The sequence below is a fragment of the Caballeronia sp. DA-9 genome (assembly GCF_051615025.1).
Lineage (GTDB): Bacteria > Pseudomonadota > Gammaproteobacteria > Burkholderiales > Burkholderiaceae > Caballeronia > Caballeronia sordidicola.
Genome location: NZ_CP195133.1, coordinates 3,258,911 through 3,281,955, shown reverse-complemented (window position 1 = coordinate 3,281,955; position 23,045 = coordinate 3,258,911). Strand labels below are relative to the sequence as shown.

Sequence of the window (23,045 nt, the reverse complement as noted above, 5' to 3'; positions counted from 1 at the left end):
TCACCTTCAGGATCTTCGATTCCATGCTTGACCTCGGTCTGACCAAAATGGCGCTGATCGGCGTCGTCGCGCTGGTGGTGCTCGGGCCGGAACGCTTGCCCGGCGTGGCACGGACGGCCGGCGCACTGTTCGGGCGCGCGCAGCGGTATATCAACGACGTCAAGGCCGAAGTCTCGCGTGAGATGGAACTCGACGAATTGAAGAAGATGCGCACGGAGTTCGAGACGGCGGCATCGAACGTCGAGAACACCATTCACGACAATTTGCGCCAACACGAAGCCGAACTCAACGATGCCTGGAAGCGCGGCACGTCGGTGTCCGACAGCGTCGCGGGCGGCGGCGACCCGAACCTGACGCATGTTTCCGGCGATACCTGGCGCTCTTCCACGGATAGCAGTGCCTCGTCAGGCAAACGCAAGAACTGGCGCGTCAAGCAGAGTGCCATTCCGAACTGGTATAAGCGTACGTCGGTGCGCAAGACGCGCGTCCAGTCAGGCGCGGCGCGCGTGGCGCGGCACACGCCCGAAACGCTGCGCCGTCCGACGCGGTTTTTCTGACGATGTTGCCGCTTCCAAATCGCGAACACCAACTTCCCTTCCATCGATGAATCCCAGCAGAGGGCCGGCGTGAGCGACCCGCAACAGATTAAAGACGAGCCTGTCGAAGAGACGTTTATCTCGCACCTGGTCGAACTGCGTGACCGCATCATCCGCGCAGGCGCTTCGGTCATTGTCGTGTTTATCGGGCTGGTTTATTGGGCGCCCGACATTTTCAGGCTGCTTGCCCGGCCGCTCATGCAGAACTTGCCGAAGGACGGCAAGATGATCGTCACGGACGTCACCGGCTCTTTCTTCGTGCCGATGAAAGTGACCATGATGGTCGCGCTCGTGATCGCGCTGCCCATTGTGCTGTATCAGATCTGGGCGTTCATTGCGCCCGGGCTTTATCAGCACGAGAAGAAGCTGGTCGTGCCGCTGGTCGGCAGCAGCTACTTCCTGTTCTTGTGCGGTATGGCGTTCGCGTATTTCGTCGTATTCCCGACCATTTTTCGCGTGATGGCGCATTACAACGCGCCGCTCGGCGCGGAAATGACGACGGATATCGATAATTACCTGAGCTTCGTGCTCACCATGTTTCTTGCATTCGGCGTGACCTTCGAGGTGCCGATCATCGTGGTGATCCTGGCGCGCATGGGGTTCGTGACGATTGCGAAGCTCAAGCAGATCCGGCCGTATGTGATTGTCGGCGCGTTTGTGATTTCGGCTGTCGTAACGCCGCCAGATGTGTTTTCGCAGTTGATTCTGGCCGTGCCGCTGATCATTCTTTACGAGGTCGGGATCATCGCGGCGCGCATTATAGTGGGCAAGGACAAGATCAAAGTGCAGGAAGCGGAAGCGACCGAAGACGCGAAAAGGGATGTGGAGTAAGACTTTCGCTGCCCGGTATTGCCCGCAAAAAGGCCGTTCCAACTTACGTTGGAACGGCCTTTTTATTGAAAAAGCTGACGCCTATTCGTCGCCCTGATCCCCACCCTGGTCGCCGCCTTCGTCATCAGGTGATTGCGGCGACTTCGGCTGCATTGGCCGCTTGCCAATCACTACGTTCACGTCCAGTTCCTTGCTTTTTCGCATCAAGTGAATCTTCACCGATGTTCCCGGCTTGATCTGCGCGACCACATTCAGCAAACGCGTGGTGTCCGTAATGGCGTCGTCGTTGATGTTCATCAGGATGTCGCCAGGCTTGATGCCGGCTTTATCGGCGGGGCCGCCTTGCAGCACGCCCGCCACGATCGCGCCGGACTTCTGTTCCAGCCCGAACGATTCTGCGATTTCCGGCGTCACGTCCTGCGGTTCCACGCCAATCCAGCCGCGCGTCACGGTGCCTGTGGTAATGATGCTTTCCAGCACGCTGCGCGCGGTCGAAACAGGAATCGCGAAGCCGATACCCAGCGACCCGCCACTGCGTGAATAAATCGCCGTATTGATGCCGAGCAGATTGCCGTTCACATCCACGAGCGCACCGCCCGAATTACCCGGATTGATCGCGGCGTCGGTCTGGATGAAGTTCTCGAACGTATTGATGCCCAGGTGATTGCGCCCGAGCGCGCTGACAATTCCCATGGTCACCGTCTGCCCGACGCCGAACGGGTTGCCGATCGCGAGCACCACGTCGCCCACGCGCGTCTGGTCCATGCGGCCGAGCGTGATGATGGGCAGATTCGTCATGTTGATCTTCAACACGGCGAGATCGGTTTCGGGATCGACGCCAATCACCTTCGCCGATGACGTCCGGCCATCGGCGAGCGCAACTTCAATTTGATCTGCCCCGTCGACGACATGCTGGTTCGTTAGAATGTAGCCTTCGGAGCTGACGATCACGCCTGAACCGAGATTCGACGCGGGCGTTTCGTCGCCTTTGCGCTTGTTTTTATCGCCGAAGAAATAGCGGAACAACGGATCTTTCGCGCGTGGATCGGGCGGCAGCGACCCGTCCTTGCTCGAAAACACGTTGACCACGGCGGGCATGGCTTTCTGCGCGCCGTCCGCATATGACGACTGAACAGGCCGGGAACCAATGCTGGGAGCCACTTCCTGCAACGCGACAATTGGCTCGGCGAGCTGCTTGCCGAACGTTCCCTGGCGTTGAAGCCACTGCGGTTTCAAGGTCGCGACGATGAACATCAGCGCCAACAGCACGGTCACCGCTTGGGCAAAAAACAGCCAGAAGCGTCTAAGCATTTGATGGAATAGAGGAATTCATGGATCGGATCGAACTCGAATTGTATCTGAACAATCTGCTGGAAATAGGACGCTTCAAGGACTATTGCCCGAACGGATTGCAGGTTGAAGGCTCGCGCCGCGTCGGGAAACTGGCGACGGGTGTGACGGCGTCGCTGGCGTTCCTGGAGGCCGCGGTCGAGTGGGGCGCGGACGCCGTGCTCGTGCATCACGGCTACTTCTGGAAGAACGAGGCGCCGCAAGTCACGGGGCGCAAATATCAGCGGTTGAAAACGCTGCTTGCAAACGATCTCAATTTATTTGCCTATCACCTGCCGCTCGATTCGCATCCCGAGTTCGGCAACAACGCGCAGCTTGGCGCGCGGCTTGGGTTGATTGCGGACAATCGTTTTGGCGATCAGGATCTCGGCTGGATTGCTTCGTTACCCATGTCGCTGTCCCTCGAGCATTTCACCGCGACAATCGAAAACGAACTGGGCCGCAAGCCGCTCGTCTTTGGCAATCCGGATACGGAATTACGCCGCGTGGCCTGGTGCACGGGCGGCGCGCAAGGTTTTTTCGATGACGCCATTGCGGCCGGCGCCGACGTCTACATCAGCGGCGAAGTGTCGGAGCAGACCATGCACATCGCGGCGGAGAGCGGCGTGGCTTACGTTGCGGCAGGGCATCATGCAACCGAGCGCTATGGCGTGCAGGCGCTCGGCGCCCATGTGGCCGAGCATTTCGATATTGAACACGTCTTTATCGATATCGATAATCCGGTTTGATTATCTTGCGCTGCAATAATTAATCACACTCCGTAAATAAGCCCTTCATTTGAAAGTGACCAAAAGGTGCGGGGAAACCCTTAAGAATGAAGGACTTCGAGCGTTTTTTGCTATTCAACTCTTGTAAATGACGACTCCATTCGCGCACACTAGCGTCGGTAGAACGGACTGACGGTATAAATCCAACTCAGAAGTGGGGCGTGTGATGCGAGACAACGAAGATCAACGCGTCGACGGCGGCCGCAGAACCTGGCTGATTGCGACAACCGTAGCAGGCGGACTCGGTGGTGTTGCCACAGTCGTACCGTTTGTCGGTTCGTTTGCACCGTCGGAAAAAGCCAAGGCGGCAGGCGCGCCGGTCGAGGTAGATATATCTGGTCTCAAGCCTGGCGACATGATGACCGTCGCCTGGCGCGGCAAACCGGTGTGGATCGTCAACCGCACCGACGAAATGCTCGCCGACGTAAAGAGAGCCGATCCCGAACTCGCCGATCCGCATTCGAAGAAAGAATTTACGATGCCGTTGCCGGAATATTGCAACAACGAATTCCGCTCGCGTCCGGAACACAAGAATCTGTTCGTTGCTGTCGCCGTCTGCACGCATCTTGGCTGCACGCCCACGCCGCGCTTTCAGGAAGGCGCGCAACCGAATCTCCCCGATGACTGGCCCGGCGGTTTTCTCTGCCCGTGCCACGGTTCGACCTACGACATGGCCGGCCGCGTCTTCAAGAACAAGCCAGCACCGCAGAACCTCGACATTCCGCCGTACATGTTCACGTCGGCGACGTCACTCGTGATTGGCAAGGACGAAAAGGGAGAAGCGTAAATGGCGACGACCGATAAAGACGTGGAGACAAGCGGTTTTCTGGGCTGGATCGATCGGCGTTTTCCGCTGACATCGACGTGGAAAGCGCACGTTTCCGAGTACTACGCGCCGAAAAACTTCAACTTCTGGTACTTCTTCGGATCGCTCGCGCTGCTCGTGCTCGTGATCCAGATCGTCACCGGCATTTTCCTCGTGATGAACTACAAGCCCGACGCGACGCTGGCGTTTGCATCGGTCGAATACATCATGCGCGAGGTGCCGTGGGGCTGGCTCATTCGCTACCTGCATTCCACGGGCGCGTCGATGTTTTTTGTCGTCGTCTATCTGCACATGTTTCGCGGGCTGATGTACGGGTCGTACAGAAAACCGCGTGAACTCGTCTGGATCTTCGGCTGCGCTATTTTCCTGTGCCTGATGGCAGAAGCGTTCTTCGGATATTTGCTGCCGTGGGGACAAATGTCCTTCTGGGGCGCGCAGGTGATCGTCAATCTTTTCTCGGCGATACCGTTTATCGGGCCGGATCTGTCGCTCTGGATTCGCGGTGATTACGTCGTGTCGGACGTGACGCTGAACCGCTTTTTCGCGTTCCACGTGATCGCCATTCCGCTGGTGCTGATCGGTTTGGTGGTCGCACATCTGGTCGCGCTGCACGAAGTCGGGTCGAACAACCCGGATGGCATCGAGATCAAGGCCAAGAAGGACGAAAAGGGCATTCCGCTCGACGGCATCCCGTTCCATCCGTATTACTCGGTCCACGATTTCATGGGCGTGTGTGTGTTCCTGTTCATCTTCGCCGCGATCGTTTTCTTCGCGCCGGAAATGGGCGGCTACTTCCTGGAAGCCAACAATTTCGTACCGGCGAATGCGCTGCAAACGCCGAACGAGATCGCCCCGGTCTGGTACTTCACCGCTTTCTACGCCATGCTGCGCGCGACCACTGATCCGTTCAAGATCGTGCTGATGGTGATCATCGCGCTACTTGGCGTGCTGGCCTTGCTGCGCGGGCGCGGAAAGTGGCGGTTCGGATTGCCGGTGCTGGCGTTGTTGGTCATTGTGTTCATGGCGCTGACCGAATCGAAGTTCTGGGGCGTGGTGGTGATGGGCACGGCCGTCGTTTCGCTCTTCTTCCTGCCGTGGCTTGACCGAAGCCCGGTCAAATCCATCCGATACCGCCCGCTGTTCCACAAGATTTTCTATGGTGTCTTCGTGTTCGCGTTCCTCGTGCTGGGCTATCTCGGCACGAAACCGCCGTCGCCGGCGGGAACGTTGATCGCGCAGATCTGTGCGCTGATCTATTTCGCTTTTTTCCTCGGCATGCCCTTCTGGACGACGCGCGGCCGCTTCAAGCAGCCGCCCGACCGCGTACGGTTCAAGCCGCATTGACCTCGCGCACAGACCGAATGGAGACAAGACGATGAAAAACTGGCTCTCTAAACTTGCGCTGATCGGCGCGTCGTTGATGGCGTTTGGCCTCGCGCCGGCGCACGCGCAGGAAAACGTGCCGCTCGATGCCGCGCCCGACAGCGCCGACAATTTCGCTTCGCTTCAACATGGCGCAAAATTGTTTGTAAACTACTGCCTGAACTGCCACAGCGCGAATTTGATGCGTTACAACCGGCTGACGGACATTGGCATCGATCCGAAGGAAATTCAGGCGAATTTGCTGTTCACTACGGACAAGATCGGCAACACGATGACCGTCGCCATGCGTCCGGACGACGCAAAAGCATGGTTCGGCTCGTCGCCGCCGGATTTGTCGGTTGAGGCGAGGGCGCGCGGCAAGGACTGGATCTACACGTATTTGCGCAGTTTTTATCGCGACGATACCCGGCCGACCGGCTGGAACAATCGCGTATATGAAAACGTCGCAATGCCGCATGTGCTTTGGGAGTTGCAGGGCACGCGGACGGCAAAATTCGACACGGAAGTCGATGAGAAAACTGGCGAAAAAGTGAAACATTTCGCGGGTTATACCCAGGTGACTCCGGGGACGATGTCGCCAGTAGATTATGATTCGGCTATGGCCGATCTGGTTTCGTACCTTTCGTGGATGGCGGAGCCGGCCCAGCAGACGCGAAAACAGCTGGGCGTCTGGGTCCTGATGTTTTTGGGAATTTTGAGCTTTTTGGCGTGGCGCCTCAACGCGGCATACTGGAAGCAGATTAAATAACACGCCGCGATCGGTGTGGGTCAGCGTCGACAAAGCGCCTCGCAGAAGGCGCTTTTCGCACGCTGGCCCTTATGTTTTCTGAAGGGACTTTTAATCATGATGGTTTTGTACTCCGGCACTACTTGCCCGTTCTCCCAGCGCTGCCGGCTGGTGTTGTTCGAAAAGGGCATGGACTTCGAAATCCGCGACGTTGACCTGTTCAACAAGCCCGAAGACATTGCGGTGATGAACCCGTACGGCCAGGTGCCGATTCTGGTCGAGCGCGACCTGATCCTGTACGAATCGAACATCATCAACGAATACATCGACGAGCGTTTCCCGCATCCGCAACTGATGCCCGCCGATCCGGTCCAGCGCGCCCGCGCTCGCCTGTTTTTGCTGAACTTCGAAAAAGAGCTGTTCGTGCATGTCGGCACGCTGGAAAACGAGAAGGGCAAGGCGGCGGAAAAAAATCACGAAAAGGCGCGCAACGCCATCCGTGACCGCCTGACGCAGCTTGCGCCGATCTTCTTGAAGAACAAGTACATGCTCGGCGAAGAGTTTTCCATGCTCGACGTCGCCATTGCGCCGCTGTTGTGGCGTCTGGATCACTATGGCATCGAGCTCTCGAAGAACGCCGCGCCGTTGATGAAGTACGCCGAGCGCATTTTCAGCCGGCCGGCTTACATCGAAGCGCTGACGCCTTCGGAAAAAGTGATGCGTCGCTAACGTATCCGATTGCGGAGCGCGCTGGCTCGACCGGCGGCGCTTCGCATCGATAGAGGACAAGCCGATGCAAGAGATTTCCACCAAGCCGTATCTACTGCGCGCGCTCTACGAGTGGTGCACGGATAACGGCTTCACACCGCACATAGCAGTCCGTGTGGACAATGGCACGCGTGTGCCGCGGCAATTCGTGCGTAATGACGAGATCGTGCTGAACATCAGCTTCGAGGCCACGAGCCAGTTGCAGATGGGCAATGAGTGGATCGAGTTCAGTGCACGATTTTCCGGCAAGTCGCACAAGATCGAAGTGCAGGTCGCCAACGTGCTCGCTATTTATGCACGTGAAAACGGCCAGGGCATGGCGTTTCCCGTCGATCCCGCTGCAATTGGCGCCGCGCCCGATGTGTCGGGCTCGGATGGGCCGCGCTCATCGGAGTTGGGGCCGGACGAGAGCGGAGCGGAGCGGATAGAACGCCGCGAGCCGGTCGCGTCAACACGAGATGACGACGAGTTGCCTCCCGACGACGATGGATCAAAATCCACTGGCCGGGCTCACCTCAAGGTCGTCAAATGAAGTAATATCGCTGACTTCGCCGGCTTAGCTCATCAGGTAGAGCAGTTGATTTGTAATCAGAAGGTGGCGGGTTCGAGTCCTGCAGCCGGCACCATATAAGTATCTCAAGCAGTTTCATGAAGTCTTCGAACCCTGTGCCGGTTTTACCGCTGCAGGGTTTTTCTTTTGAATCCACGGCCGCTACCTGTCGCCTCGTGCGCGGCGCTTTCTTCAAATGAACGCCGCAGCTTAATATTCTTTTCATAAACCTCTTGCGGAAGCGGTAAGGGCGCACTAGAATTCGGCCCTTCGCTTCTGGATGAGGCGAAGAGAAGCGGGAGATTGGGGGATTTGCAGTTGATTCCAGTAGCCGGAGAGCCAGGTAATACGGCCTTCGCAGGGAATCGCGGTCCAGGTGGTTGTGATTCGAAGTTTGTCACGACGCGGTAAGAAACCTGTTGACGTAAAGCGAAGAGTTCTACATAATCTCGTTTCTGTGCTGCAAACGCAGCGACGCGAAAGCGGCGGTGTTCCGAGGGTTGGAATGCTGGTGTTTTGGCGATGTTCTTTAAAAACTAACAGCCGATAAGTGTGGGCGCTTGGTGGTTTGCTTTGGGGTGTGGTGGTGTTTTCCGGGGTTTTTCGGGAGATGCTGCCGTGAAGCGAAAGTATCAAGTCTCACACTAGTATTAAGGTAGGTTTTGAGCGTCTTTCGGGTAACCGGAAGATGGGAGGAACTTGTCAGTACGTTGAGTGAGCGACCTATTCGGAAGAATAGAAAACAGTAACAGGCATTGAACTGAAGAGTTTGATCCTGGCTCAGATTGAACGCTGGCGGCATGCCTTACACATGCAAGTCGAACGGCAGCACGGGGGCAACCCTGGTGGCGAGTGGCGAACGGGTGAGTAATACATCGGAACGTGTCCTGTAGTGGGGGATAGCCCGGCGAAAGCCGGATTAATACCGCATACGATCTACGGAAGAAAGCGGGGGACCGAAAGGCCTCGCGCTATAGGGGCGGCCGATGGCAGATTAGCTAGTTGGTGGGGTAAAGGCCTACCAAGGCGACGATCTGTAGCTGGTCTGAGAGGACGACCAGCCACACTGGGACTGAGACACGGCCCAGACTCCTACGGGAGGCAGCAGTGGGGAATTTTGGACAATGGGGGCAACCCTGATCCAGCAATGCCGCGTGTGTGAAGAAGGCCTTCGGGTTGTAAAGCACTTTTGTCCGGAAAGAAAACCTTCGCTCTAATACAGTGGGGGGATGACGGTACCGGAAGAATAAGCACCGGCTAACTACGTGCCAGCAGCCGCGGTAATACGTAGGGTGCGAGCGTTAATCGGAATTACTGGGCGTAAAGCGTGCGCAGGCGGTTCGTTAAGACAGATGTGAAATCCCCGGGCTTAACCTGGGAACTGCATTTGTGACTGGCGAGCTAGAGTATGGCAGAGGGGGGTAGAATTCCACGTGTAGCAGTGAAATGCGTAGAGATGTGGAGGAATACCGATGGCGAAGGCAGCCCCCTGGGCCAATACTGACGCTCATGCACGAAAGCGTGGGGAGCAAACAGGATTAGATACCCTGGTAGTCCACGCCCTAAACGATGTCAACTAGTTGTTGGGGATTCATTTCCTTAGTAACGTAGCTAACGCGTGAAGTTGACCGCCTGGGGAGTACGGTCGCAAGATTAAAACTCAAAGGAATTGACGGGGACCCGCACAAGCGGTGGATGATGTGGATTAATTCGATGCAACGCGAAAAACCTTACCTACCCTTGACATGGTCGGAACCTGGCTGAAAGGCTGGGGTGCTCGAAAGAGAACCGATACACAGGTGCTGCATGGCTGTCGTCAGCTCGTGTCGTGAGATGTTGGGTTAAGTCCCGCAACGAGCGCAACCCTTGTCCTTAGTTGCTACGCAAGAGCACTCTAAGGAGACTGCCGGTGACAAACCGGAGGAAGGTGGGGATGACGTCAAGTCCTCATGGCCCTTATGGGTAGGGCTTCACACGTCATACAATGGTCGGAACAGAGGGCTGCCAACCCGTGAGGGGGAGCTAATCCCAGAAAACCGATCGTAGTCCGGATCGTAGTCTGCAACTCGACTACGTGAAGCTGGAATCGCTAGTAATCGCGGATCAGCATGCCGCGGTGAATACGTTCCCGGGTCTTGTACACACCGCCCGTCACACCATGGGAGTGGGTTTTACCAGAAGTGGCTAGTCTAACCGCAAGGAGGACGGTCACCACGGTAGGATTCATGACTGGGGTGAAGTCGTAACAAGGTAGCCGTATCGGAAGGTGCGGCTGGATCACCTCCTTTCTCGAGCTCAACGCTTTGAACAAAGCACTGAAGTGCTCACGCTTATCGGCTGTAAGAAGACAGGCTAAGGGTCTGTAGCTCAGTTGGTTAGAGCACCGTCTTGATAAGGCGGGGGTCGTTGGTTCGAATCCAACCAGACCCACCATGATTCGCTTGAGTGATGATTAACGAATGCGTTAAGCGTCATAAAAGAGGAATGACGGACCCTTCAGCATCAAGGTACGGGGGGATTAGCTCAGCTGGGAGAGCACCTGCTTTGCAAGCAGGGGGTCGTCGGTTCGATCCCGTCATCCTCCACCAATCACCAACGCAGATTTTTTATACCTGTGAGCAGAAAAGTGCTTGCGGTGTCGTGTGAAAAATACGCATTGGCGATTGAGCCAGTCAGTAAGCGGTTTTAAGCATAGCGCTTAAAGTCGTGCTGTCGTTCTTTAACAATCTGGAAGAAGTAGTAAAGAGATTCACGAAAATACACTTAGAGATGGGTGTATGAGTAGGTGAATCAGGGTTGTGATTGTATCAATGTATGAAAAGTTATCGAGAGATGGCTTGGAATACGGCGCAACACGAATACTCAACCTATGGCGCGCGTGTTGAGAGACACACTCGTTATAGGGTCAAGCGAACAAGTGCATGTGGTGGATGCCTTGGCGATCACAGGCGATGAAGGACGCGGTAGCCTGCGAAAAGCTTCGGGGAGCTGGCAAACGAGCTTTGATCCGAAGATGTCCGAATGGGGAAACCCGGCCCGTATGGGTCATCCTGGAGTGAATACATAGCTCCAGTGAAGCGAACGCGGTGAACTGAAACATCTAAGTAACCGCAGGAAAAGAAATCAACCGAGATTCCCAAAGTAGTGGCGAGCGAAATGGGATCAGCCTGTACCTTTTAGCATCATTGTTAGCCGAACGCTCTGGAAAGTGCGGCCATAGCAGGTGATAGCCCTGTAGGCGAAAACAGCGATGTGGAACTAGGGGTACGACAAGTAGGGCGGGACACGTGAAATCCTGTCTGAAGATGGGGGGACCATCCTCCAAGGCTAAATACTCGTGATCGACCGATAGTGAACCAGTACCGTGAGGGAAAGGCGAAAAGAACCCCGGGAGGGGAGTGAAATAGATCCTGAAACCGCATGCATACAAACAGTCGGAGCCTTGAAAGGGGTGACGGCGTACCTTTTGTATAATGGGTCAGCGACTTACGTTCAGTAGCAAGCTTAACTGATTAAGGCAGGCGTAGCGAAAGCGAGTCCGAATAGGGCGTCTCAGTTGCTGGGCGTAGACCCGAAACCAAGTGATCTATCCATGGCCAGGTTGAAGGTGCGGTAACACGTACTGGAGGACCGAACCCACTAATGTTGAAAAATTAGGGGATGAGCTGTGGATAGGGGTGAAAGGCTAAACAAACTTGGAAATAGCTGGTTCTCTCCGAAAACTATTTAGGTAGTGCCTCGTGTATCACCTTCGGGGGTAGAGCACTGTCATGGTTGTGGGGTCCATTGCGGATTACTACGCCATAGCAAACTCCGAATACCGAAGAGTGCAATCACGGGAGACAGACATCGGGTGCTAACGTCCGGTGTCAAGAGGGAAACAACCCAGACCGCCAGCTAAGGTCCCCAAATATTGCTAAGTGGGAAACGAAGTGGGAAGGCTAAAACAGTCAGGAGGTTGGCTTAGAAGCAGCCACCCTTTAAAGAAAGCGTAATAGCTCACTGATCGAGTCGTCCTGCGCGGAAGATGTAACGGGGCTAAGCAATATACCGAAGCTGCGGATGCATATTTATATGCATGGTAGGAGAGCGTTCCGTAAGCCTGTGAAGGTGCATTGAAAAGTGTGCTGGAGGTATCGGAAGTGCGAATGCTGACATGAGTAGCGATAAAGGGGGTGAAAAGCCCCCTCGCCGTAAGCCCAAGGTTTCCTACGCAACGTTCATCGGCGTAGGGTGAGTCGGCCCCTAAGGCGAGGCAGAAATGCGTAGCTGATGGGAAGCAGGTTAATATTCCTGCACCATTGTTAAATGCGATGGGGGGACGGATCGCGGAAGGTTGTCCGGGTGTTGGAAGTCCCGGTCCTTGCATTGGAGAAGGCGCTTAGGCAAATCCGGGCGCGGAATTCAAGGGTGCGAGGCCATTCACTTCGGTGAAGAAGCAATCGGAAGTGGTTCCAAGAAAAGCCTCTAAGCTTCAGTTTAACAAGACCGTACCGCAAACCGACACAGGTGGGCGAGATGAGTATTCTAAGGCGCTTGAGAGAACTCGGGAGAAGGAACTCGGCAAATTGGTACCGTAACTTCGGGATAAGGTACGCCCCTGTAGCTTGATGCGCCTGCGCGCAAAGGGTGAAGGGGTTGCAATAAACTGGTGGCTGCGACTGTTTAATAAAAACACAGCACTCTGCAAACACGAAAGTGGACGTATAGGGTGTGACGCCTGCCCGGTGCCGGAAGATTAAATGATGGGGTGCAAGCTCTTGATTGAAGTCCCGGTAAACGGCGGCCGTAACTATAACGGTCCTAAGGTAGCGAAATTCCTTGTCGGGTAAGTTCCGACCTGCACGAATGGCGTAACGATGGCCACACTGTCTCCTCCCGAGACTCAGCGAAGTTGAAGTGTTTGTGATGATGCAATCTCCCCGCGGCTAGACGGAAAGACCCCATGAACCTTTACTGTAGCTTTGCATTGGACTTTGAACCGATCTGTGTAGGATAGGTGGGAGGCTATGAAACCGGAACGCTAGTTTCGGTGGAGCCGTCCTTGAAATACCACCCTGGTTTGTTTGAGGTTCTAACCTTGGCCCGTGATCCGGGTCGGGGACAGTGCATGGTAGGCAGTTTGACTGGGGCGGTCTCCTCCCAAAGTGTAACGGAGGAGTACGAAGGTACGCTAGGTACGGTCGGAAATCGTGCTGATAGTGCAATGGCATAAGCGTGCTTAACTGCGAGACCGACAAGTCGAGCAGGTGCGAAAGCAGGTCATAGTGATCCGGTGGTTCTGTATGGAAGGGCCATCGCTCAACGGATAAAAGGTACTCTGGGGATAACAGGCTGATACCGCCCAAGAGTTCATATCGACGGCGGTGTTTGGCACCTCGATGTCGGCTCATCTCATCCTGGGGCTGTAGCCGGTCCCAAGGGTATGGCTGTTCGCCATTTAAAGAGGTACGTGAGCTGGGTTTAAAACGTCGTGAGACAGTTTGGTCCCTATCTGCCGTGGGCGTTGGATATTTGAAGGGGGCTGCTCCTAGTACGAGAGGACCGGAGTGGACGAACCTCTGGTGTACCGGTTGTCACGCCAGTGGCATCGCCGGGTAGCTATGTTCGGAAGAGATAACCGCTGAAAGCATCTAAGCGGGAAACTCGCCTTGAGATGAGATATCCCTGGAGCTTTAAGCTCCTTGAAGGGTCGTTCTAGACCAGGACGTTGATAGGTCAGGTGTGGAAGTGCAGTAATGCATTAAGCTAACTGATACTAATTGCCCGTAAGGCTTGATCCTATAACCAGTGTGTTTCGGCTGCCAATGCCGTAGCCAGAACCGCTCGGGTTGAGATCATGTTGTGCCAGTAACAACCACAACCCCAAGCAGCATCAGTAACCACGAGGCGCTCAACAAGCGAACTCGACTACTTCTTCCCCAGATTGGTTGTATCGACCAGAAAACCGATACAACACCCCTTTATGCCTGATGACCATAGCGAGTTGGTACCACCCCTTCCCATCCCGAACAGGACCGTGAAACGACTCCACGCCAATGATAGTGCGGATTCCCGTGTGAAAGTAGGTAATCGTCAGGCTCCCCATTCGCTGAAACACACTCAGCATAAACGCTAAAACCCCACCCAACTCGGTGGGGTTTTTGCGTTTATAGACCGGATAACTTCAAACATACAAGCAACATACAAGCTGCACCGGAATCTATCCGTGCATCCGTGTGCCAGCTTCCACAGTATCAACACGCTAAAATAGCGTCTCTGCCGCAATCCAGGGCGTCTGCAAAAAACCAGGTCCACATGTTACGTCTAAGCGAAATCAAGCTGTAGTGGTCTAATTTCCTCGGACAGGTCGATAGGCGGACAATGCTGAATCGATGAGGGAAAAGAGTAAATGACAAAAAGGCGCCGACAATTTGACGCCAGCTTCAAGCTGGAAGTGGTACGTATGGTAAGGGACCAAGGGTTATCGGTGGGCGAGGTTTGCCGGTCGATGGACCTTGTTGAGACAGCCGTGCGTCGCTGGGTGGCCCAGTACGACGCGGAGCGTGCCGGCGGCCCCGGAGAGGGTAAGCCGCTGACGGCCGAACAACAACGCATCCGGCAACTCGAAATGGAGAACCGGCAATTGCGCGAGGACGTGTCCATACTAAAAAAAGCGTCGGCCTTCTTTGCACGGGAACTGAAGTGAGCTATCGAGTGGTCGCTCACTTGCAAGAGAAGGCCGTCTCGGTCAGTCACGCGTGCCGGCTATTGGAGGTGAGTCGCTCGGGCTATTACACACACCGGCAGGCGCGGCCCAGCCCCGAGCGTGTGCAAGAGCAAACACACGTCAGGGCGGCCTTCGCCGCCAGCGGCAGGAACTACGGTAGCAGACGTGTCATGCATACGCTGCGAGCCAAGGGACTGCGCATTGGGCGTCATCGCGTGCGTACGCTCATGCGCGAAATGGACTTGCGTACGAACTGGAAACGTAAATTCGTTTCGACCACCGACAGTCGTCACACGCTGCCAGTGGCCGAGAATGTGCTGGACCGGCAATTTGAGGTGGCACAGCCCAACCTGGCGTGGGTGTCCGACATAACGTACATCCGCACCGCCCAAGGTTGGCTTTACCTGGCGGTGGTGCTGGACCTGTATTCACGCAAGGTGGTGGGCTGGGCGATGGCGCCGACCATGCCGGCTGGATTGGTCGTCTCGGCACTGGATCAAGCCTTGCAGCAACGTCGCCCAGCGCCAGGATTGATACTCCATTCGGACCGTGGCAGCCAGTACGCAAGCGACGAGTACCAGGCCTTGCTCAAGCAGCATCGCGTGGTTTGCAGCATGAGTCGAAAAGGCAATTGTTGGGACAATTCTGTGATGGAGAGATTCTTTCTGAACCTGAAGATGGAACGCGTGTGGCAGAGCCAGTACGCCAACCACGATGAGGCACGGCGCGACATCAACCACTACATCGTCGCTTTCTACAATCCGGTGCGCTTGCACTCGACTTTGGGCTATCTGTCGCCCAGCGCCTACGAGGCCAAAATGACAGTAAAAGTACCTAACAACCTGTCCGAAATAACTTGACCACCACAAGCTTCCGCTTGAGCATTCGGAAAGCGAGCTCGAGTCGGCTATTCGCTCACGCCTCGCGCTTATTCATGTTCCGTCCGAAAGCCTCATCCGCTATACGGTGTTTCGTCGTGCGCATGACGCCCGGAAACGCTCCGACATCAAGCTCACGTATATTGTCGATGTGGAAGTCGAGGATGAGACTGCAGCACTTCGCTATCTAAACGATCAGCCGCATTGCTCCATCACGCCCGACATGGCGTATAAGTTTGTGGCCAAAGCGCCAGAACATATGACATCGGCGAGACCCGTCGTGATTGGCATGGGGCCGTGTGGGTTGTTTGCCGGCTTGATTCTCGCGCAAATGGGCTTTCGTCCCATCATCCTGGAGCGAGGCAAGGCGGTTCGCGAACGGACCAAAGACACTTGGGGCCTCTGGCGGAAAAACGTGTTGAACCCGGAGTCGAACGTTCAGTTTGGCGAGGGTGGCGCCGGTACTTTTTCCGACGGCAAGCTGTATAGCCAGATTAAAGATCCTAAACACTACGGCCGCAAGGTACTCGATGAATTCGTGCTCGCCGGCGCGCCGGAGGACATTCTCTATTTGAGCCGGCCGCATATTGGTACGTTCAGGCTGGTCGGTATGGTCGAGAAAATGCGCGCGACCATTCATCAGCTCGGCGGTGAAGTGCGGTTCGAGACGCGAGTCGAAGATATCGAGATCGAAAACGGCAAGGTCCGCGGACTGACACTTTCCAATGGTGAAACCCTGTCCTGCAACCACGTGGTGTTATCAGTTGGACATAGCGCACGCGATACTTTTGAAATGCTGCATCGTCGTGGCGTCTATATGGAAGCAAAACCCTTTTCGTTAGGGTTCCGGATCGAACATCCGCAAGGCCTGATCGATCGGAGTCGATTCGGGAAGTTCGCCGGGCACAAGCTGCTGGGTGCAGCGGACTATAAGGTGGTTCATCACTGCAGCAACGGTCGAGCGGTTTATAGCTTTTGCATGTGTCCGGGCGGAACGGTGGTGGCCGCAACCTCAGAGCCCGGTCGAGTCGTAACGAACGGAATGAGCCAGTATTCGCGAAATGAACGCAATGCGAATGCGGGCATTGTCGTTGGAATTACGCCGGAGGATTTTCCGGGTGGTCCGCTTGCAGGTATCGCGTTTCAGCGGCAATGGGAAGAACGGGCGTTCGAGCTTGGTGGCGGTGACTACTGCGCACCGGCGCAATTGGTCGGCGATTTCATCGCGCGGCGTGCATCGACAGCGCTCGGTTCTGTCGAACCGTCGTATAAGCCTGGTGTGCGCATGACCGACCTGAGCACGGCTTTGCCCGATTACGTGATCGAGGCGATTCGCGAAGCGCTGCCTCAAATCGATAAAAAGATTCCCGGCTTTGCCATGCATGACGCCGTGCTGACAGGCGTGGAGACGCGCACGTCGTCGCCAATACGCGTGCGGCGCAAGGACAATTATCAGAGCATGAATGTGGACGGGTTGTACCCAGCGGGCGAAGGCGCGGGGTATGCCGGCGGCATTTATTCGGCGGCTATCGACGGGATTGAGGTCGGCGAAGCGCTGGCGCTCGACATGATGGCGAAATAATTCGCCGCGCGATCACGCCAGCACAGCTACGAGCCACCGCTGCTCGATATTCAGCCCGAGTTCGCGCGCGAGATCGATCGCTGGTTTAAACCGGCGTTGCTTTTTCTCGATGTGATTCCGCGCGATGTCCGCCAGCCGATGATCGAGGAAGGGATTCTCGAACCGGTCGCGGACATCGAGGAGATAAGCGCGTGCGGCGTCTTGCTTGCCGAGGGCGGCGAACACAGGCAGCACTTCTTCTTGCCACACCGCCTCCAAAATCTCGCGCCATGCATTGTTGCGCATGGCGTTCAGAACGTTCATATCGGCGGGAGACTGATTGGCGAGCCAAAGTTCAGCGAGCACCGTGTGGCCAAGATTCAGCAGCAGTAGCTTGAGCCGCTCGTAGTGCGAAAGGTCGTTGGTGAGCACAATGTCCTTGTGCTCGCACGGCAGGATCATGTTTTCCTGGCGTTCGATTGCCCACAGCGCATAAGGCTCGGCGATAGCGCCGACCGGATAAATGGGCTCGGACACGATCCGATCTACAAGCGAATTAATCCAGACGCAATCGTGCTGAAGATAGAGCATGAACGCGTCGTTTGCGTGCCATTGCCGTGCAATGCCGATTACCGCGTCACGTAAAGTATCACCGTTATGCGAGACCAGTTCACACGGCAACAATGTGATCGGCTCACCGCCTGCGATAAACCTGTCATGCAGTAACACAGCGAGCTTTGCCGGAAAACCGCGCGGGGCAGCGTAACCTTCGAATCCACGAGAAACGTCCTCGCTGAAGGAAACGTAGCCCATGTCACCCGTGTTCGAGACGACAACTTTCACGTCGTGCCGAATGCGGTCACGCAGCGTCGCCCAGTCATCGGCGGCCGTTAGCGCTTCGGTGATCGCGTTGCAGTGCACGGTTGAATCGACGGTCGTATCGGCTTGCCTGCCTCGGATTCGCACGGGATAAACGTTCGAAGCACGCAATGCGTTGATCCGATTCCGGCTCTCTACGTTCGATGTACTTTGCACAACGGTGATGCAACCAAGCGCCTTCGGCGGTTTGCATCGAAGCGCTTCAGCGACAAACAAGTCGACGTGCGCCTGGAGAAAACGGCTGGTGCCGAATTGCAGAATGGGATTGCCCATCAATGCACTCAACACTCGACCAGCGCCTTGATCACACCCGCCGATGGATCCAGCAGCTTCGGAAAATCACGCGGTACGTCGCTGAGTTGCAGCGTGTGAGTGTTGAGCGCGGCGGTGGGAATCAGGCCCGCGCGCATGGCGGTCAGCACGGTTTCGAAGTCGTCGGGCGTGGCGTTGCGGCTCGCGAGCAGCGTGGTCTCACGCTTGTGGAACTCGGGATCGGCAAATGAAATGCGGTCGCGAACAATCGATATCAACACGTATTTGCCGCCGTGCGCAACGAATTCCAGGCCGCGTTCCATGGCTTTGACGTTGCCGGTGGCATCGAAGACGATATCGAAGAATTCGTGATCCGTGAATTCTGCAAGCTGTTTGGCGTCGGTCGCGTTGCCTGTGGCGTCCAGATGCACGATGTGATCGGCACTTAGTTGCGTCTCGCAGAACCGCAGCCGATCCTCGCGGCCATCGAGCACCGTTACCTCGGCGCCGCGCAGCTTTGCGAAAATCGTTGCTGCCATGCCGATAGGACCAGCGCCTACCACGAGCGCCCGCTGCTTGGACTGAACGTCACCACGCGCGACGGCGTGCGCGCCGATGGCGAGGAATTCGATCATCGCGGCCTGATCGAGCGTGACGCCATCCGCTTTGAATACGAATGCTTGCGGCACGGCGAGTTGTTCGACGAAACCGCCATCCGTGTGCACGCCGAGGACGCGAATGTTCATGCAGCAATTGGGTTTTCTTGCTCTGCACGCAATGCATTTTCCACACGCGAGATAAGGCATCACGTAGACCTGATCGCCTTTTGCGACGCGCGCGCCGACTGGCGCCGATTCGACGATTCCCGACAACTCGTGTCCCATCACGCGCGGATAAGCGAGAAACGGCTGGTTGCCCGTGAAAATGTGCAGGTCCGTACCGCAAACGCCGACACGTCTAATGCGAATCAGCACGTCGTCGGGCCCCGGCTCCGGGGTCGGCCGATCGATCAGAACGAGCGAGCCGGGTTGTTCGCAGATGACAGTTTTCATGGTTGAATTGTTTTGGCCTTACCAGAATGCATGTTAGTTTCGTAAAAGTGAATTGGTCAAGCCAATTAGTCCGCAATACGGGTTTGGCCTGACCATTCACGTCGGCTATGTTTAGAATTCACGCGTTCGGCCGGCAAAAACGGCAGGCGAAATTTGCAAAACCAAGGAAACCTCGTGGCTGGCAAACCCATCGAAACACGCCGTCTCTATCTTCAGATCGCCGATAAACTGCGCGCGCTGATCGACGACAAAGGTTTCGCGCCGAACGGGCGCCTGCCGTCCGAGCGTGAACTGGCCTTAATGCTCGGCGTCTCGCGGCCATCGGTGCGCGAAGCGCTGGTGGCGCTCGAACTGGAAGGGCGCGTGGAAATCCGGATGGGATCGGGCGTCTATATCTGCGCTGCGCCAGCGCCGGGTTCACGTCCGGGCGTGCTCGCCGATACGGAACTCGGTGAAAGCCCACTGGAGATCACGACGGCGCGCATGGTGATCGAAGGTGCGATTGCGGCGAGCGTTGCGGCATTTGCCAAGCCGAAGGCCCTCCGGGCGCTTCGCGACATCTACGAAGACATGGCAAAGCAGGTCGCGAACGGTCAGATTCCGCTTGCCGCAGACCGCGCGTTTCATTTGGCCGTGGCGCAAATGTCAGGCAACGACGTGCTGGTGCGCACGGTGGCAAGTCTTTTCGATGAGCGGCATAGCCCACTGTCATCGACGCTGCGTGGGCACTTCGAAGGGGAAGAAACGTGGGCGGACGCGTTGAGCGAGCACAAGGACATACTCGATGCGCTTGAAGCCCGCGATGCAATTCAAGCTCAGGCTTGCATGCAGCGTCACCTGAAAGCGTCCTACGAGCGGCTGATGACGCGCCGCAAGCATTGAGAAGTTTGCTTCAGGCCAGGCGAGGCAGAAACCGAACTGGCCACAGTACCGCCTAGCCTGCGCATCAACCGGGATAAGCTTCGTCGACTTTCAGCCCGGCGAGCTTGAAGATCACGCGCAGCGTTTGCGGAGCGATCTCGCGGCGCGATGCAAGCGTGGTGAGCACGAAGTCCATGACCTTGGCGTACTTGAGCATTGTCAGGCACGTTTCCATGTCGGTGGTTCCGTCGCGCATGGCTTCTGCAAGCCGGAGCATTTCACCGGAAATTTCTCGGGCCATTTCCAGTTCCAGTTGTTGCTTTTCGCTCCATTCCGGCAATGCGGTGAGCTTCGCGAGCATTTCTTGAAACTGCTGTTCGGCCTTGCTGTTTCGGATTGGGTCCATCGCCGTCCTCATTTCGTTCGCGTGTTCCCTTGGGAACTCGCCTTGTGTGCATGGGTGTTACGTAACAGGCCGCGCGTGGCGACGAGATCCGGTTTATCTCGCCGGTCATCTGTCATCTGTCATCGGTCAATCGCGCTCGCCTTGGTACAAGTTTGTTGCTGGCTACGTGTCGCGGCTTTTGCCGTCGTTGCGTCCATCCGTCCCGTTGATTGTCCCGTCTAAATGCACGAAATGTTCCATCTGAAACCGGTGCTCCCGTCAGGTCGAACGGGAGTGTCGAACGCTTACCAATTCCTGACGCTGCGTTCTGCGGGAGCGTCTCTGCGCTTTTGGGTAAACTTGCTCATTTGCATCAATACAACCAGCGGTTAGCGCACACTTCCGCGCACTTCGCGTGAAAACATCCACGGAACTTTCCGCGGAATCCGCCGCCACCAGAATCACTACGGTATCCAGACGATGGCAAAGAAGTCCCGGGCGCCGAACGCGCCCATTGCATCACCGGATTCGTCCGATCAAAAACCGCAGGCTAGTCCGGCGAGTGACAAGCACGAGATTCGCCCCGGACAATCCATCGAGCTTTTGAAGGAACTCCACATCCTTACTCGCGACGGCAAGATGAATCAAGACAGCCGCCGCAAGCTGAAACAGGTCTATCACCTGTTTCAATTCATCGAGCCGTTGCTTGCGGAAATTCATGCAAAGCAAGGATCAGTGACGCTGGTCGATCATGGCGCGGGCAAGTCTTATCTTGGCTTTATTCTCTACGATCTGTACTTCAAAGCTCTGCGCGATCGCTCACATATCTTTGGAATTGAGACGCGTGCGGAACTGGTCGAAAAGTCGGAGGAATTGGCCGCGCGGCTGGGCTTCGAAGGCATGTCGTTCGTGAATCTGTCGGTGGCCGAATCAATTACGTCAGATCGTTTGCCTGAAACCGTGGACGTCGTGACGGCGTTGCATGCATGCAATACCGCGACCGACGACGCCATTCATTTCGCTTTGCAGAAGAAGGCGAAAACGATCGTGGTCGTGCCGTGTTGCCAGGCGGAAATAGCCGCTGTTCTACGCAAGAACAAAGGCCATTCGTTGTCGAAAAATGTGCTGACGGAAATGTGGCGGCACCCGCTGCATACGCGCGAATTCGGCAGCCAGATCACAAACGTCCTGCGATGCCTGCAACTGGAATCTCATGGATATCAAGTCAGCGTGACGGAGCTCGTCGGCTGGGAACACTCGATGAAAAACGAGCTGATCATTGCGCAGTTCAAGGACTTGCCGCGAGGAAAACCCGCGCAGCGTTTGTCCGATGTACTCGAAACGCTTGGTCTTGAAGAGATGCGCGAGCGTTTCTTTACGGCTTGATGCCGGCGCCGCGCGCCATGTGTTCCTGCCAACCGGCGTGCCCTAGACGACGCAGCGTCGCCATGTTGCGCTCATAGATATCGGCGGCGTCCGGGAAGGCGTCGACTGCGCGTTCTATGCTCGATTCACGCAGCAGATGAAAGATCGGATAGGGCGCGCGGTTCGTGAAATTTTCGATGTCGCCGGGCTCGGCGTCATCGAATTGATAGTCTGGATGGAAACTCGCGATCTGTAGTTCACCTTCAAGCCGGAGCTGTTTCAAGAGGGTATCGGCGAAATGGAGCGCGTCGTTGTACTCAGCAAAATCGGCCAGCGCGTGTGGAACGATCAACAACGTGGTGTCGGTTTTTTCCGGGTCGGTCTCGGCGAGATATTTCAGTTCGGTTTCAAGATCGGCCAGCACGTCTTCGAAGGTGCGCGCCTCGCTCACTGCGTAGCGGATCTGATCCTTCACGTGCACCGACTTCGCGAACGGACACAGATTCAGCCCGATGACCGCGCGCGTGAGCCAATGCTGCGTTGAATCGATAATTTCGTGATTCATTGTCCTGCCTTGCTTTGAGCGCACGCAGCGCGGACCAGCATTTCCGCCGTGAAGGGCGCACTGCGCATCGCGCCGCAACCAGGCCCGAAAGTCTGGCTCGATGCATAGATGCCCTCAACCAGCAGCGCGAGCGAGTCGGCGAGCAGTTGGGGATCGGCCGCGTTCGCTGCCGCCGATAACTCCGTCAGCCGCCCGATCAGATAAGCCTTGTTGCGCGCAACCGATACCCGCGCCGGATGCTCGCGATCCGCGAATTCGCACGCCACGTTCACAAAGGGGCATCCGCGATAATCCGGCCGCGATGCGCGCTCGACCAGATCCGCGATGCTTTGCACGAGCGCTTTGGCCGGCTCTCCAGGATGCTTCGCAATGCTGCCTTCGACTCGATCCCTGAATCGCTCGTCCATGCGCGTGAGGTACGCGACCACGAGATCGTCCTTCGATGAAAACTGCCGGTACACGCTCATCTTGTTCACGCCGGCGCGTTCCACCACGGCGTCCACGCTGATGGCGCGAATGCCATCGCGATAAAACAGCCGTTCCGCCGCGTCGAGCAGTTGTTCCTGCGCGGTCGCGCCGTCCATGTGCCGACGCGCGGGCTTTTTATCGGCGATAGTGTTTCCAGTCGATGCTCGTACCACGCTCATAACCTCTGAATCCGAAGGGATTCTTGACATGTTACCGATCAGTCACTAAGCTCGCAACCTCAATGTGACTGAACGGTAACGTTATGGGTGTGT

At 56.3% G+C, this 23,045-nt stretch carries 17 protein-coding genes, 3 tRNA genes, 3 rRNA genes and 1 pseudogene; 18 read left to right on the top strand and 6 right to left on the bottom strand.

Annotated features, from left to right (window positions below; translation table 11 throughout):
• The first annotated feature begins 23 nt into the window (after nt 1-23).
• Both tatB and tatC read left to right on the top strand, forming a co-directional pair.
• Nucleotides 24-557: a Sec-independent protein translocase protein TatB gene (gene tatB, locus ACRWA7_RS31255; protein WP_438394541.1), complete on the top strand. Its 534-nt coding sequence runs from the start codon at nt 24-26 to the stop codon at nt 555-557.
• A gap of 69 nt (nt 558-626) precedes the next feature.
• The gene (gene tatC / locus ACRWA7_RS31250; RefSeq protein ID WP_060858245.1) at nt 627-1,427 is read left to right on the top strand and encodes a twin-arginine translocase subunit TatC; all 801 of its coding nucleotides are present in this window, start codon (nt 627-629) and stop codon (nt 1,425-1,427) included.
• An 81-nt stretch (nt 1,428-1,508) separates the two neighbouring features.
• Here the strand turns inward: tatC and ACRWA7_RS31245 are convergent, their stop codons facing one another.
• Nucleotides 1,509-2,738, bottom strand: coding sequence for a S1C family serine protease (locus ACRWA7_RS31245; RefSeq protein WP_438394539.1), 1,230 nt, complete (start codon nt 2,736-2,738; stop codon nt 1,509-1,511).
• A gap of 20 nt (nt 2,739-2,758) precedes the next feature.
• On the opposite strand from ACRWA7_RS31245, the gene ACRWA7_RS31240 reads away from it, so the two are divergent.
• The 14 genes and pseudogenes from ACRWA7_RS31240 to ACRWA7_RS31175 all read left to right on the top strand — a co-directional run.
• A complete protein-coding gene (locus ACRWA7_RS31240; protein WP_438394537.1) occupies nt 2,759-3,505 on the top strand; it encodes a Nif3-like dinuclear metal center hexameric protein in 747 nt (248 codons plus the stop codon).
• A 205-nt stretch (nt 3,506-3,710) separates the two neighbouring features.
• Complete coding sequence (gene petA, locus ACRWA7_RS31235) at nt 3,711-4,331, top strand: ubiquinol-cytochrome c reductase iron-sulfur subunit (RefSeq protein WP_438394534.1); 621 nt, start codon at nt 3,711-3,713, stop codon at nt 4,329-4,331.
• Complete coding sequence (locus ACRWA7_RS31230; protein WP_438394533.1) at nt 4,332-5,714, top strand: cytochrome b; 1,383 nt, start codon at nt 4,332-4,334, stop codon at nt 5,712-5,714.
• Between the two features lie 31 nt (nt 5,715-5,745).
• Entirely contained in the window at nt 5,746-6,501 is a 756-nt protein-coding gene (locus ACRWA7_RS31225; RefSeq protein ID WP_438394530.1) for a cytochrome c1, read from the top strand.
• Nucleotides 6,502-6,597: 96 nt separating this feature from the next.
• Nucleotides 6,598-7,209 carry a glutathione S-transferase N-terminal domain-containing protein gene (locus tag ACRWA7_RS31220; RefSeq protein WP_031362199.1) on the top strand — a complete coding sequence of 204 codons (612 nt, stop codon included), beginning with the start codon at nt 6,598-6,600 and terminating at the stop codon, nt 7,207-7,209.
• Between the two features lie 64 nt (nt 7,210-7,273).
• Nucleotides 7,274-7,780: a ClpXP protease specificity-enhancing factor gene (locus tag ACRWA7_RS31215; RefSeq protein WP_060859126.1), complete on the top strand. Its 507-nt coding sequence runs from the start codon at nt 7,274-7,276 to the stop codon at nt 7,778-7,780.
• A gap of 18 nt (nt 7,781-7,798) precedes the next feature.
• A tRNA-Thr gene (locus ACRWA7_RS31210) sits at nt 7,799-7,874 on the top strand.
• Nucleotides 7,875-8,555: 681 nt separating this feature from the next.
• Nucleotides 8,556-10,086, top strand: a 16S ribosomal RNA gene (locus ACRWA7_RS31205).
• Nucleotides 10,087-10,154: 68 nt separating this feature from the next.
• Nucleotides 10,155-10,231 (top strand) — tRNA-Ile (locus ACRWA7_RS31200).
• A 79-nt stretch (nt 10,232-10,310) separates the two neighbouring features.
• Nucleotides 10,311-10,386: transfer RNA gene (locus tag ACRWA7_RS31195), tRNA-Ala, on the top strand.
• Between the two features lie 315 nt (nt 10,387-10,701).
• Nucleotides 10,702-13,581: ribosomal RNA gene (locus ACRWA7_RS31190) — 23S ribosomal RNA — on the top strand.
• 185 nt (nt 13,582-13,766) lie between these two features.
• Nucleotides 13,767-13,879, top strand: a 5S ribosomal RNA gene (gene rrf / locus ACRWA7_RS31185).
• The 16S, 23S and 5S rRNA genes sit together here with 2 tRNA genes alongside, the layout of an rRNA operon.
• Before the next feature lie 310 nt (nt 13,880-14,189).
• Nucleotides 14,190-15,367 (top strand): IS3 family transposase gene (locus tag ACRWA7_RS31180; RefSeq protein ID WP_438391945.1). Its coding sequence is split into 2 segments (ribosomal slippage): nt 14,190-14,457 and nt 14,457-15,367, totalling 1,179 coding nucleotides; the frame shifts between segments, so codons are not numbered across the junction.
• Nucleotides 15,363-16,967 (top strand): annotated as a pseudogene (locus ACRWA7_RS31175) (NAD(P)/FAD-dependent oxidoreductase); the annotation flags it as partial. The gene ACRWA7_RS31180 and the pseudogene ACRWA7_RS31175, both read left to right, overlap by 5 nt.
• Nucleotides 16,968-16,979: 12 nt before the next feature.
• On the opposite strand, the gene ACRWA7_RS31170 reads toward ACRWA7_RS31175, so the two are convergent.
• Nucleotides 16,980-18,098 (bottom strand): mannitol dehydrogenase family protein, encoded by a 1,119-nt coding sequence (locus tag ACRWA7_RS31170; RefSeq protein ID WP_438394525.1) that lies wholly within the window; start codon nt 18,096-18,098, stop codon nt 16,980-16,982.
• A gap of 8 nt (nt 18,099-18,106) precedes the next feature.
• A complete protein-coding gene (locus tag ACRWA7_RS31165) occupies nt 18,107-19,129 on the bottom strand; it encodes a zinc-binding alcohol dehydrogenase family protein (protein WP_060858921.1) in 1,023 nt (340 codons plus the stop codon).
• Nucleotides 19,130-19,303: 174 nt separating this feature from the next.
• Between ACRWA7_RS31165 and ACRWA7_RS31160 the strand changes: the two genes are divergently transcribed.
• Nucleotides 19,304-20,011 (top strand): FadR/GntR family transcriptional regulator, encoded by a 708-nt coding sequence (locus ACRWA7_RS31160; RefSeq protein WP_060858920.1) that lies wholly within the window; start codon nt 19,304-19,306, stop codon nt 20,009-20,011.
• A 64-nt stretch (nt 20,012-20,075) separates the two neighbouring features.
• On the opposite strand, the gene ACRWA7_RS31155 is transcribed toward ACRWA7_RS31160, so the two are convergent.
• On the bottom strand, nt 20,076-20,396 hold the full coding sequence (locus ACRWA7_RS31155; protein WP_060858919.1) for a hypothetical protein: 321 nt from the start codon (nt 20,394-20,396) through the stop codon (nt 20,076-20,078).
• Nucleotides 20,397-20,855: 459 nt separating this feature from the next.
• On the opposite strand from ACRWA7_RS31155, the gene ACRWA7_RS31150 reads away from it, so the two are divergent.
• Nucleotides 20,856-21,761, top strand: coding sequence for a class I SAM-dependent methyltransferase (locus tag ACRWA7_RS31150; RefSeq protein ID WP_438394521.1), 906 nt, complete (start codon nt 20,856-20,858; stop codon nt 21,759-21,761).
• Here ACRWA7_RS31150 and ACRWA7_RS31145 read toward each other — a convergent pair.
• Together ACRWA7_RS31145 and ACRWA7_RS31140 are read right to left on the bottom strand one after the other, a co-directional pair.
• A complete protein-coding gene (locus ACRWA7_RS31145) occupies nt 21,751-22,305 on the bottom strand; it encodes a DUF1415 domain-containing protein (protein WP_438394519.1) in 555 nt (184 codons plus the stop codon). The two genes, ACRWA7_RS31150 and ACRWA7_RS31145, sit on opposite strands and share 11 nt — an antisense overlap.
• Nucleotides 22,302-22,952: a TetR/AcrR family transcriptional regulator gene (locus tag ACRWA7_RS31140; RefSeq protein WP_060858917.1), complete on the bottom strand. Its 651-nt coding sequence runs from the start codon at nt 22,950-22,952 to the stop codon at nt 22,302-22,304. The genes ACRWA7_RS31145 and ACRWA7_RS31140 overlap by 4 nt, the downstream gene beginning before the upstream one ends.
• Nucleotides 22,953-23,045 lie beyond the last annotated feature (93 nt).